At 74.1% G+C, this 16,823-nt stretch carries 13 protein-coding genes; 9 read left to right on the forward strand and 4 right to left on the reverse strand.

Annotated features, from left to right (window positions below):
* Positions 1-81 precede the first annotated feature (81 nt).
* From ACZ7GJ_RS10860 to ACZ7GJ_RS10875, 4 genes are read left to right on the forward strand one after another with little or no spacing between them, the layout of a single operon-like run.
* Complete coding sequence (locus tag ACZ7GJ_RS10860) at positions 82-1,005, forward strand: 5-dehydro-4-deoxyglucarate dehydratase (RefSeq protein WP_470750859.1); 924 nt, start codon at positions 82-84, stop codon at positions 1,003-1,005.
* The gene (locus ACZ7GJ_RS10865; protein WP_470750860.1) at positions 1,005-2,282 is read left to right on the forward strand and encodes a glucarate dehydratase family protein; all 1,278 of its coding nucleotides are present in this window, start codon (positions 1,005-1,007) and stop codon (positions 2,280-2,282) included. The genes ACZ7GJ_RS10860 and ACZ7GJ_RS10865 overlap by 1 nt, the downstream gene beginning before the upstream one ends.
* Positions 2,276-3,433 (forward strand): hypothetical protein, encoded by a 1,158-nt coding sequence (locus ACZ7GJ_RS10870; RefSeq protein ID WP_470750862.1) that lies wholly within the window; start codon positions 2,276-2,278, stop codon positions 3,431-3,433. Before ACZ7GJ_RS10865 ends, ACZ7GJ_RS10870 begins: the two co-directional genes overlap by 7 nt.
* Positions 3,430-4,257, forward strand: coding sequence for an NAD-dependent epimerase/dehydratase family protein (locus tag ACZ7GJ_RS10875; RefSeq protein WP_470750864.1), 828 nt, complete (start codon positions 3,430-3,432; stop codon positions 4,255-4,257). Before ACZ7GJ_RS10870 ends, ACZ7GJ_RS10875 begins: the two co-directional genes overlap by 4 nt.
* A gap of 8 nt (positions 4,258-4,265) precedes the next feature.
* Here ACZ7GJ_RS10875 and ACZ7GJ_RS10880 read toward each other — a convergent pair whose 3' ends face one another.
* The gene (locus ACZ7GJ_RS10880; RefSeq protein WP_470750866.1) at positions 4,266-5,780 is read right to left on the reverse strand and encodes an alpha/beta hydrolase; all 1,515 of its coding nucleotides are present in this window, start codon (positions 5,778-5,780) and stop codon (positions 4,266-4,268) included.
* 236 nt (positions 5,781-6,016) lie between these two features.
* On the opposite strand from ACZ7GJ_RS10880, the gene ACZ7GJ_RS10885 reads away from it, so the two are divergent.
* Together ACZ7GJ_RS10885 and ACZ7GJ_RS10890 are read left to right on the forward strand one after the other, a co-directional pair.
* Entirely contained in the window at positions 6,017-7,003 is a 987-nt protein-coding gene (locus ACZ7GJ_RS10885; RefSeq protein ID WP_470750867.1) for an NAD-dependent epimerase/dehydratase family protein, read from the forward strand.
* Between the two features lie 62 nt (positions 7,004-7,065).
* The gene (locus ACZ7GJ_RS10890; protein WP_470750869.1) at positions 7,066-7,590 is read left to right on the forward strand and encodes a GNAT family N-acetyltransferase; all 525 of its coding nucleotides are present in this window, start codon (positions 7,066-7,068) and stop codon (positions 7,588-7,590) included.
* Here ACZ7GJ_RS10890 and ACZ7GJ_RS10895 read toward each other — a convergent pair.
* Positions 7,572-8,243, reverse strand: a complete 672-nt coding sequence (locus ACZ7GJ_RS10895) for an HAD family hydrolase (RefSeq protein ID WP_470750871.1) — start codon at positions 8,241-8,243, stop codon at positions 7,572-7,574. The two genes, ACZ7GJ_RS10890 and ACZ7GJ_RS10895, sit on opposite strands and share 19 nt — an antisense overlap.
* 143 nt (positions 8,244-8,386) lie before the next feature.
* Here ACZ7GJ_RS10895 and ACZ7GJ_RS10900 point away from each other — a divergent pair, with 143 nt between their 5' ends.
* Both ACZ7GJ_RS10900 and ACZ7GJ_RS10905 read left to right on the forward strand, forming a co-directional pair.
* Positions 8,387-9,343 carry an SMP-30/gluconolactonase/LRE family protein gene (locus ACZ7GJ_RS10900; RefSeq protein ID WP_470750872.1) on the forward strand — a complete coding sequence of 319 codons (957 nt, stop codon included), beginning with the start codon at positions 8,387-8,389 and terminating at the stop codon, positions 9,341-9,343.
* A 13-nt stretch (positions 9,344-9,356) separates the two neighbouring features.
* On the forward strand, positions 9,357-12,554 hold the full coding sequence (locus ACZ7GJ_RS10905; RefSeq protein ID WP_470750874.1) for an ATP-binding protein: 3,198 nt from the start codon (positions 9,357-9,359) through the stop codon (positions 12,552-12,554).
* 33 nt (positions 12,555-12,587) lie between these two features.
* Here ACZ7GJ_RS10905 and ACZ7GJ_RS10910 read toward each other — a convergent pair whose 3' ends face one another.
* Both ACZ7GJ_RS10910 and ACZ7GJ_RS10915 read right to left on the reverse strand, forming a co-directional pair.
* Positions 12,588-13,865 carry a cytochrome P450 gene (locus ACZ7GJ_RS10910; protein WP_470750875.1) on the reverse strand — a complete coding sequence of 426 codons (1,278 nt, stop codon included), beginning with the start codon at positions 13,863-13,865 and terminating at the stop codon, positions 12,588-12,590.
* Positions 13,866-13,924: 59 nt separating this feature from the next.
* Positions 13,925-15,301, reverse strand: a complete 1,377-nt coding sequence (locus ACZ7GJ_RS10915) for a helix-turn-helix domain-containing protein (RefSeq protein ID WP_470750877.1) — start codon at positions 15,299-15,301, stop codon at positions 13,925-13,927.
* 139 nt (positions 15,302-15,440) lie between these two features.
* On the opposite strand from ACZ7GJ_RS10915, the gene ACZ7GJ_RS10920 reads away from it, so the two are divergent.
* Positions 15,441-16,823 (forward strand): M64 family metallopeptidase, encoded by a 1,383-nt coding sequence (locus tag ACZ7GJ_RS10920; RefSeq protein ID WP_470750879.1) that lies wholly within the window; start codon positions 15,441-15,443, stop codon positions 16,821-16,823.

Raw genomic sequence — 16,823 nt, forward strand, 5'->3', positions numbered from 1 at the left:
GACCGTACGTCCGCACTCTCCACACCCTTCACGCCCTTCCCGCCCTTCCCGTCCTTCCCGTCCTTCGCACAAGGGGATTCCATGCGCCTGCACGGCCTGCTGTCCTTCCCGCTGACCCCGTTCACCACCGACGACAAGGTGGACCTCTCGGTCTTCGCCGAACACCTGGAGCAGCAGATCGCCGCCGGCCCCGCCGGGCTCTTCGTCGCCTGCGGCACGGGCGAGTTCACCGCGCTGTCCCAGGACGAGTACCGCGACCTCGTCGCCACCGCCGTCCGCGTCGCCGACGGCCGGCTCCCCGTCGTCGCCGGCTGCGGGGGAGGGCCGCGCCTGGCCCGCGAGTTCGCCACCGCAGCCGCCGAGTGCGGCGCCGACGGGCTGCTGCTGCTCCCGCCCTACCTCATCTCCTCCACCCCCGCCGGACTCGTCGAGCACATCCGCTACGTCGCCGGGGCCACCGCCCTGCCCGTCACCGTCTACCAGCGGGCCAACGCGGTCCTCGACGAGGCCGCCGCCCTCGCGCTCCTCGACATCCCCACCGTCACCGGCATCAAGGACGGCCGCGGCGACGTCGACGCGATGCTCCGCCTGGTCACCGCCGTCCGCACCAGCGGCCACGTACGCGCCGGCGGGTTCGGCTTCCTCAACGGCCTGCCCACCGCCGAACTCTCCGCCCAGGCGTACGGAGCCATCGGCGTCGAGTGCTACTCCTCCGCCGTGCTCTGCTTCGCCCCCGACATCGCCACCGCGTTCCACCGCGCGGTGCGCACCCGCAACGCGCACGCCGTCCAGAGCCTGCTCGCCGCCTTCTACCTGCCTTTCGCCGCCCTGCGCGACGAGGCACCCGGCTACGCCGTCTCCCTCGTCAAAGCCGGCGCACGCCTGTCCGGCCTGGCCATGGGGCCCGTCCGCCCACCCCTCGTGGACCCCACCCCCGAGCACGAACAGCGGCTGGCCGCCGTCATCGCCCGCGGCCGCGCAGCCCTCTCTGCCCTGGAGATCTGATGCGCGTCCTCGAAACGGTCATCACCCCGGTCGCCTTCCCCGACCCGCCACTGCTCAACTCCGCCGGCGTGCACCAGCCCTGGGCCCTGCGCACCGTCGTCGAACTGCACTGCGGCGACGGACTCGTCGGACTGGGCGAGACCTACGGGGACGCCCCCCACCTACGGCTGCTGCACACGGTCGCCCCCGCCCTCACCGGACTCGACCCCTTCGACACCCACGGCCTGCTGCGCCGCATCAGAGCCGTCCTCGGCGACCGCACCGACACCCCCGACCGGCACGGGCTGACCGGTGGATCCAGCCCGCAGAAGACCACCCTGCGCGTGCTCAGCCCCTTCGAGGTGGCCTGCCTCGACCTGCAAGGACAGCTCACCGGACGCCCGGTCGCCGACCTCCTCGGCGGCAGGGTGCGCGACCGCGTGCCCTACTCCGCGTACCTCTTCCACAAGTGGGCCGCCCACCCGCAGGCGCAAGGCGTCCACGGCGGGCCCGAGGACCCCTACGGCGAGGCGCTCGACGCCGACGGGATCGTCGACCAGGCGAAGCGGATGACCGAGGCGTACGGCTTCCGGTCGATCAAGCTCAAGGGCGGTGTCCTCCCGCCCGACCAGGAGGTCGAGGCGATCCGCGCCCTGCGCGCGGCCTTCCCCGACCACCCGCTGCGCCTGGACCCCAACGCCGCCTGGACCGTGGACACTTCGCGCAAGATCGCCGCCGAGACCGAAGGCCTCCTGGAATACCTGGAGGACCCCACCCCCGGCATCGACGGCATGGCCGAGGTCGCCCGCAGCGCCCCCATGCCGCTCGCCACCAACATGGTCGTCGTCAGCCCCGACGACATACCGCCGGCCTTCACCACCCGCGCCGTCGGCGTGGTCCTCGCCGACCACCACTACTGGGGCGGCCTGCGCCGCACGGCGGAACTGGCCGCGATCTGCCGGACCTGGGGCATCGGCGTCTCCATGCACTCCAACAGCCACCTCGGCATCAGCCTCGCCGCCATGACCCACCTCGGCGCGGCCCTGCCCGAACTGGCCTACGCCGCCGACACGCACACCCCCTGGCAGTACGGGGTGGACGTGCTCGCCGAACCACTGCCCATCGAAGGCGGATCCGTCGCCGTACCCGACCGCCCCGGCCTCGGCGTCCGCCTCGACCCCGATGCGCTGGCCCGCCTGCACGAGAACCACCAGCGCTGCGGCATCCGGGAGCGCGACGACACCGCCTACATGCAACGCTTCGACCCCGCCTACCGAAAGAAGCGCCCCCGATGGTGAACCCGGCGGGCCGGACCCCGACCGTCTCGGCCCACGCCTTCCCCTGGGACGTCCTGGACGACCCCGCCTTCCCGGACCGGGTCCACGGCGCCGGCCTCGACGCCGTCACCCTGGCCCTCACCTACCACTCCACCCGGGCCGCCACCCCGCTCCACCCGGACCGCCGGTTCGTCGACGCCCGCCACTCGGCCCTCTACCGTCCCGTGCGCGGCCCCGCCTGGGCCGGCCGGCGGCTGGTCCCGGTACGCCCCGACTGGGTGCCCGGACCCGACCCGGGCGGCGCCGCCGTCAGCCTGCTCGCTGCCGCGGGCATCCCCGTCAACGCCTGGCTGGTGCTCGCCCACGACAGCCGCCTGGGCGCCCTCCACCCGGACCTCGCCGTCACCAACTGCTTCGGCGAGCCCTACCCGTACGCGCTCTGCCCCGCCCGGCAGGAGGTACGGGAGTACTGTGCGACCCTCGCCGCCGAAGCGCTGCGCGACCTCGCCCCCGGAGCCGTCCGCGGGGTGTCCCTGGAGTCCGCGGGCCAGCTCGGCGCCGTCCACCTCGGCTGCCACGAGAAGTCCGACGGCGCCTACCCCCCCGCCGCCCTGCGGGCCCTGTCCGCGTGCTGCTGCGGCGCCTGCCGGGAGTCCTGGCGGGCGGCCGGGCTCGACCCGGACGAGGCCGTGGCCGTACTGCGCCGGGCCGCGGACGCCGCCGGAGGGCCGCCCGTCCCCGGCGAGGTGGGAGCCGTACTCCTCGCGGCCCGGCACACCGCGGCCGACGCGTTGCGCGCCCAGGTGGCGGCCGCCGTACGGGAGGTGCTGCCCGGTGCTCCGGTCACCCTGCACGCCCACCCCGACCCCTGGGCCACCGGGCCGTCCCCCGGGCTGACCGCCCGGGCCGCCGAGGAGGTGGACGCCCTGCTCGTGCCCTGCTGGCCGACCGCCCCCGCCACCGCCGACCTGGTCCGGCAGGCGGCGCGGACCGGCCTGCCCGTCGACGCCTACGTCACCGCGCAGCCCCCGGCCGACCCCGGGCTGCTGCCCGGCCACGTACGCGGGCTGCGCGCCGCCGGGGCGGACCGGCTCAGCCTGTACCACCTCGGCCTGCTGCCGCCCGGGCGGCTTCCCCTGCTGGCCGACCTGGCAAAGGAGTTCCGCTCGTGAACCAGCCCACGACCGTCCTGCTCACCGGCGCCGCGGGCGGCGTCGCCCGCTTCCTGCGCGAGAGCCTGCCCCGCTACGGCTACCGGCTGCGCCTCGCGGACCTCGAACCGCTCGACCCGGCGGACCCCGCCGCGTCCGCCGGGTCGGTGGTCTGCGACCTGCGCGACGCACAGGCCGTACGGGAGGCGGTGCGCGGCGTCGACGCCGTCGTCCACCTCGGCGGGATCTCCCTGGAGGACACCTTCGAGGCGGTCCTCCAGGCCAACATCCAGGGCACGTACCACCTTTACGAGGCCGTCCGGCGCGAGGGCGTGCGCCGGGTGGTCTTCGCCAGCAGCAACCACGCCGTCGGCTACGTCCCGCTCACCGCCGGTGCCCCGATCGGCAGCGCGGTCCCGGCCCGCCCGGACACCTACTACGGCCTCTCCAAGGCCTTCGGGGAGAACCTCGCCTCGCTGTACGCCGACAAGTACGGGGTGGAAACGGTGTCCCTTCGCATCGGCTCCTGCTTCGCCGAACCGCGATCGGTGCGCATGCTCGCCACCTGGCTCAGCCCGGCCGACTGCGCCCGCCTCGTGCACGCGGCCCTCACCGCCCCCGGCGTCGGCCACACCGTCGTCAACGGCATCAGCGCCAACACCCGTGCCTGGTGGGACCTCACCTCGGCCCGCGCCCTCGGCTACGCCCCGCAGGACGACGCCGAGGTCTACGCCGAGGCCGTCCTCGCCGAACACGGCCCCCTGGACCCGGCCCACCCCGACGCCCGCTGGATCGGCGGCTCCTTCACCGCGGCGGACCCGCACCGACCGCCGCCCGGCGGCTAGGGGGTGTCTCAGCCGGCGCACTCCGTGTTCCCGGCGGGGCGCTCGCCGGTGGTCAGGAACCCGGTCACGGCCCGGTCCCCGCACGGGTTGCCGTTGCCGAGGTAGACCCCGTGGCCGCCGCGCTCGACCGTGACCAGGACGGCCCGCTCGCCCAGGGCCTCTCGCATCTTCAGCGCCCCGAAGTAGGGCGTCGACGGATCCCGGCGGTTCTGGATCATCAGGATGTTGGACGGGCCGTCGTCGGTGATCCGCACCGGCTTCTGCGCCGGGGCGCTCTTCCAGTAGGAGCAGGGCAGCACGTTCACCGGCATCCCCGCCGTCAGGGGGTGCCGGGCCCGGTCCTCGTCGACCGCCCGCTGGTACGCGGCCTGCGAGGTGCGCGGCCACGCCACGTCGTTGCAGACCACCCCGACCATGACGGCGGCGTCCTCGTCACGCAGGGGCTGGGCGAGCTCCGGCGGCAGCACCGGCGGCTGGGCCCGGTCCTGCGCCGCCCTGACCAGCCGGGCGAAGGAGGCGAAGGCCGAGTCGTTGTAGAGGGAGTTCTGCAGGGCCTGGCGCAGGCGGTTGCCCGTCAGGGGCACACCCGCGGTCGTCGACTCCCGCGGCGCGCGGTCCAGCGCCGCCGCGAGCGCGAGGACCAGCGGCTCCACCTCCTCGGGCCGCGCCGCCAGCCGCAGGCCGTCACGGTCCCGGTCCGGGTGGGCCGCCCAGGCCGCGAAGTCGGGGAAGCGGTCGTCCGCGCCCTGCGCCATGTTCGCCAGCCAGCCCCGCGCGACGCGCTCGGGGTCAGGGTCGCCGCTGCTGTCGAGGACCCAGCGGTCGGTGCGCTCCGGGAACTTCTGCGCGTAGCCGGCCGCCACGTACGTACCGTACGAGACGCTCCAGGCGGACAGCTTCCGCTCGCCGAGCGCCTCGCGGAAGCGCTCCAGGTCGCGGATCTGGTTGGCGGTGGTGAAGCTGCGCAGCACGGCGCCCCCACTGCGCGCGCAGGCCTCGGCGACGCGCCGGGAGCGGGCCGCGTTCTCGGTGATCTCGCCGTCCGGGCCCGGCCAGGACCGCAGGGTGGTGAGGTAGCGGTCCTCGGGGTCCAGATCGCAGCTCGCGGTGGTGCTGGCGCCGACCCCGCGGGGGTCGAAGGCGACGAGGTCGTAGGCGCCGGCCATCTCCCGCTGGAGCGCGGCGCCCTTCTGGGCCAGCCGCTGTACGCCCGAGCTGCCCGGGCCGCCGGGGATCACGACGAGCGTGCCGCGCCGGGCCTCGGGCCGGTCGCTGCGGATCCGGGAGACGGCGAGGGTGAGCTGCCGGCCCGCGGGGTCGCGGTAGTCGAGCGGCACGGGCAGCTCGGCGCACTCCTGGGCGGCCGGCCCGTCCGGTCGGGCGCAGGGGTGCCAGGCGAGCTGCGGGGCTCCGGAACCGGTGTGGGCGGCCGCCGGTGCGACGGTGCCCGTGACGGTCAGGCCGGCGGCCACCGAGGCCGCGGAGAGGGCGAGCAGCAGGGTCTTCTTCGCGTAAGTCGTCATGGGGCAAGCCTTGTTGATCCTGCTCCCGGTCCCCATCCGGGTGCCCGGCCGCCCGGGGTGGGGGTAACCCCCGCCCCGGACCGGTCCGGAGTCAGCCGACGATGAACAGGCGGGCGCCCACCTCGGTGCTGGACCGGTGCGCCTCCATGTCGTTGGCCACCTGGTAGCTGCTTCCAGGACTCTGCTCTCGGCGAAGCCGGACCGCGCGGGCCCGAGGTCCGTGTTTGAGTGGGCCGATGGAGATCTTGGTATTGGGTGGAACGGCGTGGGTGGGCCGCGAGGTCTCGCGGCAGGCACTGGAGCGCGGGCACCGCGTGACCTGCCTGGCCCGCGGGGAGAGCGGCGAAGTGGCCGAGGGCGCCGAGCTGTTCGCCGCGGACCGGCACGATCCGTCCGCGTACGAGGGCCTGGCGGGCCGGGACTGGGACGCGGTGGTCGAAGTGTCGTGGCAGCCGGGCTTCGTCCGCGGTGCGCTGGCGGCACTCGGCGGGCGGGCGGCCCACTGGACCTACGTGTCCTCGGTCAGCGCCTACGCCTCGCACGCGCGGCCCGGCGCCGACGAGTCGGCCGAACTGCTGGCGCCGACCGGGCGGGACGAGGTCGATCGCGAGCAGTACGGGGAGGCCAAGGCGGCCTGTGAGGAGGCCGCGACGGCCGCGGTGGGGGACCGGCTCCTCATCGCGCGGGCGGGACTGATCGGCGGTCCGGGGGACCACAGCGGGCGCACCGGCTACTGGGTGGGCCGCGCGGCCCGGGAGCCGCTGGCGCCGCTGCTGGTGCCGCGCGCCCCCGGAGTCCCGACCCAGGTGGTCGACGCCCGGGACCTCGCGGCGTGGCTCCTGGACTGCGCGCAGAAGGGGACGGCCGGAACGTACGACGCGGTCGGCCCGGTCGTGCCCTTCACGCAGTGGGTGGACCTCTCGCGGGAGATCGGCGGGCACACCGGGCAGGTGGTCGAGGCCGACCCCGACTGGCTGCTCGGGCAGGGGGTGGCCCAGTTCATGGGCCCGGACTCGCTCGCGATGTGGATGGCCGACCCGGACTGGGCGGGGTTCAGCGCCCGCAGCGGCGCCGCGGCGAGCGCGGCCGGACTGCGGCACCGGCCCCGGGCGGAATTGCTGGCGGACACCCTGCGCTGGGAGCGCGAGGCGGGCCTGGACCGCCCCCGCCGGGCCGGCCTGAGCCCCGAGCGGGAGCGCGCACTCCTGGAGGCGCTGCGCTGAGACGGCCCGGGCACCACCATCCGGCCGCCGGGGGCGGATGAGCGGACTGTTATCGTCCGGCTATGCCCGAGCTGATCGCACCCACCCCCCGCCTGTACGACTCGTGGCTCGCCGCGCAGCGGGAATGGGGCGAAGACGCCCACATGGACGGCGCCGGGCTCAGCTCCGACGACGACGTGGACAGCCTGGAGGGCTTCGCGGCGTGGACGGAGCGGCTGTCCCTGTACGGGGACCGCACGCTGCCGGTCGAGCACGGCCGCGTCCACGCGACGTACTGGTGGATCGCCGAGGGCGACACCTACCTGGGCGCCATCGACCTGCGGCACTACCTGAACGGCTTCCTGCTCGACGCGGGCGGCCACATCGGCTACAGCGTCCGCCCCTCGGCGCGCGGCCGGGGGCTGGCCACCTGGGCCCTGGGTGAGGTCCTGCACGAGGCACGGCTGCTGGGGATGGACCGGGTACTGCTGACCTGCGACCCCGACAACCGTGCCTCGATCCGCACGATCGAGCGCAACGGCGGTGTGCTGGAAGACGTCCGCGAGACCCTGATCGGCCCCAAGCGGCGCTACTGGATCGACCTGTAGGGGGTGTCTGACGCGAGCAGCCGCGGCAGCTCGCGCATGTCGTCGAAGACGACCGTGCCGGGGCCTTCGAGCCGCTCGGCGGGGGTCGGGCCGCCGGCGTAGCCGAAGGCGCGCATGCCGGCCGCCCTGGCCGCCCGGACCCCGGGCCCGCTGTCCTCGACCACCGCGCACGCCGCCGGGTCGACGCCCATCTGCCGGGCGGCGTACAGGAAGAGGTCCGGGGCGGGCTTGCCCCGGGGTACCTCGCTCGCGCTGTAGATACGGCCCGCGAAGTGGTCGTACAGCCCGGTGCGTCCCAGCGTGTGGCGCATCTTCTCGTGCGAACCGCTGGAGGCGACGCAGGTCGGCACGGTGAGGGCGGCGAGCGCCTCGGGCAGCCCGTCCACCGGGTCCAGCCCGATGTCCACCGCGTCCCGGTGCCGTTGCATCAACAGCTTCCACCAGAGCGCGGCCGTCTCCGCGCCGAGCCGCTCGGTGAGCTGCTCGACGATCGACTCCTTGGCGCGTCCGATGAAGCGCTCCACCACCTCTTCCGCGGTCAGCGGCCAGCCCAACTCCGCCCCGAGCGCGACCTGGAGGCGTACGGCGAGACGTTCACTGTCGACCAGGACACCGTCGCAGTCGAATATCACGAGCTCTATCGGCTTGATCATGACCGCAGCGTAGGCGATGCGCCCGGTGTGATCCACAACTCTCGATTCGGAATCACCTTGTGGTTGCCATAGATCATCCTGCAATCTTCATTCTGGACCAGATGCGGTTCGGCAGGTGAGAGCTACGGGAAGGGAGGGGCCCCATGACGAGCGAGCGCCCCGCGCTGTACGAGATGCTCGACGACCGGTTCCGTACCGGGCGGTGCATGAACGGCGACGACGCGCTGGAGGTCCTGTACACGGGCTGCCGCTGGGCCGAGGGGCCGATCTACCTGCCCGCCTGGCGCCAGGTGGTCTGGAGCGACATCCCCAACGACCGGATGCTGCGCTGGGACGAGGAGACGGGCGCCGTCAGCGTCTTCCGCCGCTCCGCCGGGCACACCAACGGCAACACCCTCGACCGCCAGGGCCGACTGGTCAGCTGCGAGCAGGGCAACCGCCGCGTGACGCGCACCGAACACGACGGCACCATCACGGTGTTGGCACAGCGGTGGAACGGCAAGCGCCTCAACAGCCCGAACGACGCGGCGGTGAAGTCCGACGGTTCGATCTGGTTCTCCGACCCGGACTTCGGCATCACCAGCGACTACGAGGGCTACCGCGCGCAGAGCGAGATCGGAGCCAACAACGTCTACCGCATCGACCCGCACACGGGCGAAGTCCGGCTGGTCGCCGACGGGTTCGGCGCGCCGAACGGGCTGGTCTTCTCGCAGGACGAGCGGCAGCTGTTCGTCTCCGACACCCGGGCGGGCTTCATCCGGGTCTTCGACGTACGCGACGACGGCACGCTCTCCGAGGGCAAGGTGTTCGCCGACGCGGCCGGCCGCACCGCCCGGTTCGACAACCTCCGCCTCGACGACGGCGGCCGGCTCTGGGCCGCGGCGATGGACGACGGGGTGCACTGCTACGACCCCGACGGCACCCTGATCGGGCGGCTCAACGTCCCCGAGACGGTCGCCAACATCTCCTGGGGCGGAGCCAAGCGCAACCGCCTCTTCATCGCCGCGGAGACCAGCCTCTATTCGCTGGTCATGGGCGTCACCGGCACCCACCCGACCGGACCCGGACACCGGCCCTGGGCGGAGCCGGCCTCCCGGTGACTACGCTGCACCGGTGACCATAGAGCTGACCGTCCTCACGGCGGTGACCCATCGCGGCCAGGAGATCACCGCACCCCGGCTGCGCGGCCTGCTGGCCCTGCTCGCAGGGGAGTTGCGCGCCGGATGCGGCACCGGGCGGCTCATCGAAGGGCTCTGGCAGGAGGACCGGCCGGCGCATCCGGCCAAGGCGCTGCAGATCCTGGTCTCGCGGGCTCGCGCACAGCTCGGGTCCGAGGTCATCGAGAGCACGCCCACCGGCTACCGGCTCGCGCTCCGGGAGGAGCAGGTCGACTCCTCCGCGGTCCTGCTGCACCTCGCCGCGTGCGCGGAGAAGTCGCGGGCCGGCGACCATGCCGGGGCCCTCGCCGAGGCCGAGGCCGGGATGGAGCTGTGGTACGTCGGCGGGGGCGACCCGGAGGTCGCCGACTGCTCGTTCGGCGACCCGGTGGACGACCTGCGCCGAGAGCGCTACCCGGCGTACCGCTCGCTGGTCCGCGCCCGGGCCCTCGCCCTGGCGCGGACCGGCCGCCGCCCGCAAGCCGTGGAGCCGCTGGCGGCGCTGGTACGCCAACGCCCGCGGGACGAGGAACTGCTGCTGGAGCTGATCCGCTGCGAGGCCGAGACCGCCGGGCCCGCCGCCGCACTGGCGACGTACGACCGCCACCGGCGCGGGCTGCGTGACGAGCTGGGCGCCGACCCGGGTCCCGCGCTGCGCTCCCTGCATCGCGAACTGCTGCGCGGCGAGGCCCCGTTGATCCGCCGCGGCGTGCCGCACGAGCCCAACGAGCTGCTGGGCCGCGCGGATGACATCGCCGCGGTGACCCGGCTGCTGAGCACCTCCCGCGTCACCTCGATCGTGGGGACCGGCGGCCTCGGCAAGACCCGGCTCGCCGCCGCCGTCGCCCGGGGTGCGGAGCAGCGTACGGTGCACCTGGTCGCCCTCGCCGGGGTCACGAGCGACGAGGACGTGGCCGCCGAGGTCGCCTCCGCGCTGGGCGCCGCCGAGACCGGGAGGGGGTCTTCGGGCGGCTTCGGCCCGCCGCCCGACCTGCTGGCCGGCATCGTCGGCGCCCTCGGCTCCGGCCCGGCGCTGCTGGTGCTGGACAACTGCGAGCACGTGCTGGACGGGGCCGCCGAACTGGTCCGGGCCCTGGTCGCCATGACCCGTGAGCTGCGGATCCTCACCACCGGCCGGGCGCCGCTCGGCCTGTCCTCCGAAGCGGTGTACCCGCTGCCGGAGCTGGACGAGGCCACCACGGCCCGGCTGTTCACGCAGCGGGTCCGGGCCGTCCGCCCCGACGCCGAACTGCCCCACCGCGAGGTCGCCGAGCTCTGCCGCAGGCTGGAGGGGCTGCCGCTGGCCGTGGAACTGGCGGCGGCCCGGGTGCGGATCATGTCGGTCGCCGAGATCTCCCGGCGCCTGGAGGACCGGTTCGCGCTGCTGCGGGGCGGTGCGCGGGACGCCCCCCTGCGCCACCACACCCTGTACGCCGTCGTCGACTGGAGCTGGAACCTCCTGGACGCGGAGGCCCAGGAGGCCCTGCGCGACCTGTCCGTGTTCCCCGGCGGGTTCACCGCGGCCGCGGCCGCGCGCGTACTGGACCAGGACGAGACGGACGTCCTCGGCACCTTCGGCCACCTGGTCGACCATTCGCTGCTCAAGGCGGCCGACACCGGGTCCGACTGCCGCTTCCGGATGCTGGAGACCGTACGGGAGTTCAGCGCGGCCCACCTGGACCGGGCCGGCGGGACCGAGCGCCTCACCGCCCGGTTCCTCGAATGGGCGACGGAGTTCGGCCTGGCCCACCACGAGGCGCCCTTCGGCGGCGACGCGTTCGCCGCGTGGCACCGGATCAAGGCCGAGCAGGACAACCTCGTACGGGCGCTGCGGCTCGGCCTCGCACGCGAGGACGCGCCCGCGGTCGCGGCGACCGGCGCCGCACTGTGCGGCCTGTGGGCCACCGAGGGCGACTACGGGCGGCTGATCCCCCTGGCGGCGGACATCGGCCGGCTGCTCTCGCGCCACCGGCCGCGAGTCGACTGCGCCGAGGCGGCCCGGACCGCCGCCGTCCTGATCACCGTCAGCATGCTGTTGGGCGGCGGCAACGCCCCGCTGCGCCTCCTCGCCGTGCTGCGCCGGCTGCCGCCCGCACCGGCCGGCACCCTGGTCGGGGCCATCGCGACCGTCCTGTGCGCGGCCCCGGAGGTCTTCGGGCCGGACCGCAGGCTCCTGGACACCTTCCGCGACAGTGACGAGCCGCTGCTCGCCGGCGCCGCCGAGGGGCTGGCCTGCTACCTGTGGGAGCGCGAGCAGGAACCCGAACGGGCCATGGCAGCCGCCCGGCGGACCCTCGCCGCGACCGAGGCCGGCCGCATCCCCTGGTTCCGGGTACTGGCCCTGCTGCGGCTGAGCGAGCTGTGCCTGCACGTGGAACAGGGCGAGGAAGCGCTGCTGCACCTGCACGAGGCCATGCGGATCCTCGACCGGCTCGGCGCATGGTCCGACCTGATGGGCCTGCGCTGGGGCATGGTGCTCGCCAACCTCCAGACCGGAGATGTCGACGAGGCGGAGCACTGGCTGAAGCTGGCGGTCCTGAACCGGCCGGAGGAGGCCGCCGACGTACTGACCCCCGACCTGGGAGCGCGCGCCGAGATCGCACTGGCGCGCGGCGAGACGCAGCAGGGGCTGACGCTGTGGCGCGGCGCCGCGGCTCGCCTGGAGCGGCCCGCTGAACCGGTCTTCGGCGTCGAACTCGACCTGGAACCATGGGCGCTGGAGGTCCAGGCGGTCACCGTGACCGCCCACGCGCAGCACGGCCGCCTCGACCTGGTCGAGGAACTCGCCGCCCGCCTCCCGGAGCGCACGACGGCCCTCCTGCTCCGGCCCGCGGCAACGCCCCGACAGGCGCTGGCGGACCACCCGGTCTGCGGTGCGCTGCTCCTCGCGCTCGGGACGGCCGACCTCGACCGGGGCACCCGGGCCGGCGACGCACGGCTGATCGGGACGGGCGTACGGCTGGTCGTGCTGGCCGAGCTGTTCCGCTGCCGGCGCACCTTCCAGCCGACCATGTCGTCCGTACGCGCCCGGGACGCTGCCGAGAGCGCCGACAAGGCGGCCTACGGCGACGCGGTGTCGACGTACGCCGCCCTGGAGCGGGACGAACTGCGGGATGTGGCACTGGCCCTGGTGGGGGAGCGCGGCCGATCCTGACCCCTGCCGGACCGGGTCAGAGCCGTACCCGGGTCAGAGCCGCACCGGCAGCCGCAGCAGGTGGAAGCCGTCGCCGGGCCAGTGGCCGAACTCCAGCTCGTCGCGGCCGACCGCGAGCACCGGGGCCTCCCGGCGGACGAACAGCCCGTCGAGGACCACAGAGGTCACCAGGCGGCCGAGCGCGGCGCCGATGCAGTAGTGCGCGCCGTGCCCGAAGGCCAGGTGGCCCTCGCCGCGGCCCGCCTCACGGGTGATGTCGAGCCGTTCGCAGCCCTCCCCGTACGCGGCCGGGTCGTGGTTCGCCGCCAGCAGGGCCACGGTCACGGTCTCCCCCTTCCTGAGGTCGCTCCCGGCGAACGCGAAGTCCTCGGTGGCGTACATCGAGGCGCCGATGCGTACGAGCGAGATGTGGCGCAGCAGTTCGGGAACGGCCCGTGCCAACAGCTCGGGCTCCGCGCGCAGCCGGGCCGACTGGTCCGGGCGGTCGAGCAGGGCGAGGGCCGCGTGGGCGAGGAAGAGGGCCGGCGGGGTGATCCCCGTGTCGATCAGGAGGAACACCATGGCGACCGCCTCGTCCTCGGTGAGGGCGTCGGGACCGCCTTCGCGCACGGCCTCGACCAGCGTGGAGACCAGGTCGTCGGCGGGCTCGGCCTTGCGCCGCTCGATCAGGGCCCTGACGTACTCGACGATGCCGGCGAGGCCTTCGCCCATCCTGCTTCCGTCGCCGTAGGCGAAGTCCCGGATCCACTCGCAGACCTGTGCCCGGTCCTTCTCGTCGACACCGACGAGCTCGCAGATGACGGAAGTGGCAAGCGGGTAGGCGAACTCGCCGAGCAGATCCGCCTCCTCCTTCGCCGCCAGTTCGGCGATCAGCCGCGCGGCGGCCTCCTCGACGAAGGTCCGGAGCGACGCGATGCGCCGGGCGGTGAACGCGCGGGTGAGGGGAGCACGGCGGCGGGCGTGCTCCTCGCCGTCGAAGAGGGACAGGTGCCCGGATACGAACTGCACGTACTCCGGCGGGAATCCGCTCAGCGACTCCAGCAACTCGGCCTGTGCGTCGGGTCGTTCGACGCCGCCCGGGACGGCGCCACGGTCCCGGACCAGCCGGGGCTCGGTGAGCGCGGCCTTGACGTCCTCGTAGCGGGTGACGAGCCGCACGGGGGTCTGCAGGCCCGGCAGCACCACGTGTGACAGGCCGTCCCGGTCGCGCAGGCCGGCGTAACCGGCACCGGGGTCCTGAAGCCGTTCGGGGGACAGGTGGACTGCGGTGATGGCCGGCCGGGCCGCTGAGGTGCCGTGAGGTGTTGTCATGCCGCAGAGCCTGCGGGCGCCCGGCTTCAGTTCGGCTTCGGCCCGGCTTCACCGCGGTTTCAGCCGGTACCGGCCCCCGGCTGCCGCGCCGCCGGACGGGGCGGGGGCAACCCCGGGGCGGCGGGCGCCGGACCCAGGGTGGTGGTGCCGGGGGCGGAGCGGTGGCCGAGGCCCGTACGGTACGCGTCCAGGGCCGCCTCGGGCCGACCGGTGCGCCGCAGCAGGTCACCCAGCAGCCGGCACAGATCGGCGAGGTCGCCCGTCGCCCCGCTGCGCTCCAGCAGCGCCAGGGCCTGTACGTAGTGCTCCTCGGCGGCCTCGGTCTCGCCGCGCTCCTCCGCCATCAGCCCGAGCAGCCGGTGCGCCCCGCCCGCGTGCACGGCGCCGTGGCTGTCCCCCAGTTCCAGCAGCGCCGACAGCAGCCCGGCGGCTTCGTCGTACCGGCCGAGCCGGCGCAGTACGTCGGCCAGCTCCACCTCCACCTGGGCCGTGTACAGGGCCGCGCGCCGGGCCGAGAGCATCTCCCGGGCCGTACGCAACTCGCGCTCGGCGGCTTCCAGTTCGCCGTTCTGGGCCTGTACGTAGCCGCGCATCCAGTGGCAGTGGGCCAGGTCGGTGCGCAGTTGCAGCTGCCCGTAGATCGCCTGGGCCTTGGCGAGGGAGGCGTCCGCGTCGGCCACGCGCCCCTCGGCGAGGAAGGTCCGCGCGACCTGCCGGTGCATGCCGGCGACCAGGGCCGGGTCGCTGACCTGCGGTGCCAGCGACAGCGCGAGCTCGGCGGCGTGGGCGGCCCGGGCGTGGGCGCCCATGTCGATGTACGGCCCGATGACCGCGGCGTAGAGCAGGACCAGCGCCTCGGGGTCGGCCAGTCCGCTCGCGCCCAGCTCGTCGATGGCCGTCTCCAGGAGGTAGCAGGCGTAGCGCAGCTCCCCGGCGAGCAGGTGCGCGACGGCTCGGCCGCGGATCGGGCGGACGCGGCGGGTGAGCGGCTCGTCCGCCAGGAGCCGTTCCGCGGCCTCGAACTCTCGGATCGCGTCGGGCAGTTCACCCGACTCCAAGGCGCAGTCCCCGAGTCCGAGCAGGGCCTGCGCCTGCTCGGGGGCGAGCCCGAGGCGCTGCGCGTCGGCGAGCAGCCGCCGGAACTGCGCGGCGGCCTCGCCGGCGGCGCCCGAGGCCAGGGTCTGCTGGGCGTCGGTGAGGGAGAGCCGCAGCTCGGTGCCCAGGTGCACGGGGCGCCCGGTGCTCAACTCCTCGTACGAGGTGCCGAGGCGCCCGGCGAGGAAGCGCAGCGCGGCCTCGGAAGGCCGCACCTTGCCCGACTCCAGCGTCGAGACGTAGGCAGGGGTGTAGGACGGCTCCGCCAACTGGCGCTGGGTCAGGCCGAGTTCCTTGCGCATGCGCTGAACCCTGCGGCCGATTGCGGCCGGTTCGTCCATGGAGTCCCCCTGGTTGCTCGAACTCCCCAGTATTCAGGGGGAGCGGGCCATTGCGCACCTCCCGTGCGCCACCTAGTTTAAGCAGCCGATTCACTGAATTTATCTTCCCGCTTAACTCGCGTTTCCTCAGGAGGACTTCATGCCCCGGCCCAAACGCCCGACCGTCCGCACCGCCGTCCGCTCGGCCGTCGCGGCGGCCTGCGCCGCCGCCGCGCTGCTGGCCGCCGGACCCGCCCGCGCGGCAGACGCGCCGGACGCGCCCGTGAAGTCGCGGGTGGAGGTGGAGATACCGGGCCCGGAGCACGGAGGCGAAGCCGGCTCGGGCCACGCCCGCGTACCCGCTGCCGGCGGCCCGGCCAAGAGCGGATCGGCCAAGAGCGGATCGGCCGGGCTGTCCGAGGCCGCCCGGGCCGCCGACGGCGGGGTCACCAAGGTCGTCGACAACGGCCCCACCACGGACCGCCTCGACGTCGTCATCATCGGCGACGGCTACACCGCGGACGAGCTGGCGAAGTTCCACACCGACGCCAAGGACAAATGGGCCGAGGTGACGGCCGTCGAGCCGTACACCACCTACAGGAACCTCTTCAACGTCTGGACCGTCGACGCCGTCTCGAACGAGTCCGGCGTCACCGGCGACCCGGACCGGGCGACCACCCGCGACACCGCCCTCGGCTCGTACTTCTGGTGCGAGGACATCGAACGGCTGCTCTGCATAGACCAGCCCAAGGTGGACTCGTACGTGGCGAAGGCCCCGGCGGCCGACCTCGTCATCGTCCTGGCCAACAGCGCCAAGTACGGCGGAGCGGGCTACAACGAGCCCAGCGCCGACCTCGGCTACGAGGGCATATCAACCGCCTCCGCCGGCCACCCCAAGTCCGGCCAGGTCGCCATCCACGAGACCGGCCACTCGCTCGGCAAGCTCGCTGACGAGTACTTCTACCCCGGTGTCCCGGACTACGAGAAGTACACGGGCCCCGAGCCCGCCGATTCCAACATCTCCACCCTGTCCGCCGACCAGATGACCGGGCAGCGCGCCAAGTGGTACCGCTGGCTCGGCGAACCCTCGCCGGACGGCGGCACGGTCGGAGCGTACGAGGGAGGCGGCTACTTCGTCACCGGGCTGCAACGGCCCACCGACAACTCGCTCATGCGGGTCCTGGGCAAGCCCTTCAACCTCCCCGGCGTCGAATCGATGATCGCCGGCTTCCACCGGCACGCGAAGACCGTCACCCCGCTCACTCCGACCGACCGCACCCTGCGCCTGCGCCACACCGCGAAGGCGGCCGTGCCCCGGCTCACCGGTGCGGACGGCCGGCAGCTCGTGGTCCGCTGGTACCTGGACGGCCGGGAGCTGAAGCGGCTGCAGGGCCGGACCGAGGTGGCGGTGGCGGACCTGTGGCTCTTCGACCTGCGGACGCACAAGCTGTCCGTCACCGCCGAGGACCGCACGCCCTCGGTCCGTGACCCGGAGATCACCCGGACGCTGCGCTCCACGGTCGGCTGGAACGTCCGCCTGTAG

The organism is Streptomyces sp. NPDC037242 (genome assembly GCF_055604165.1).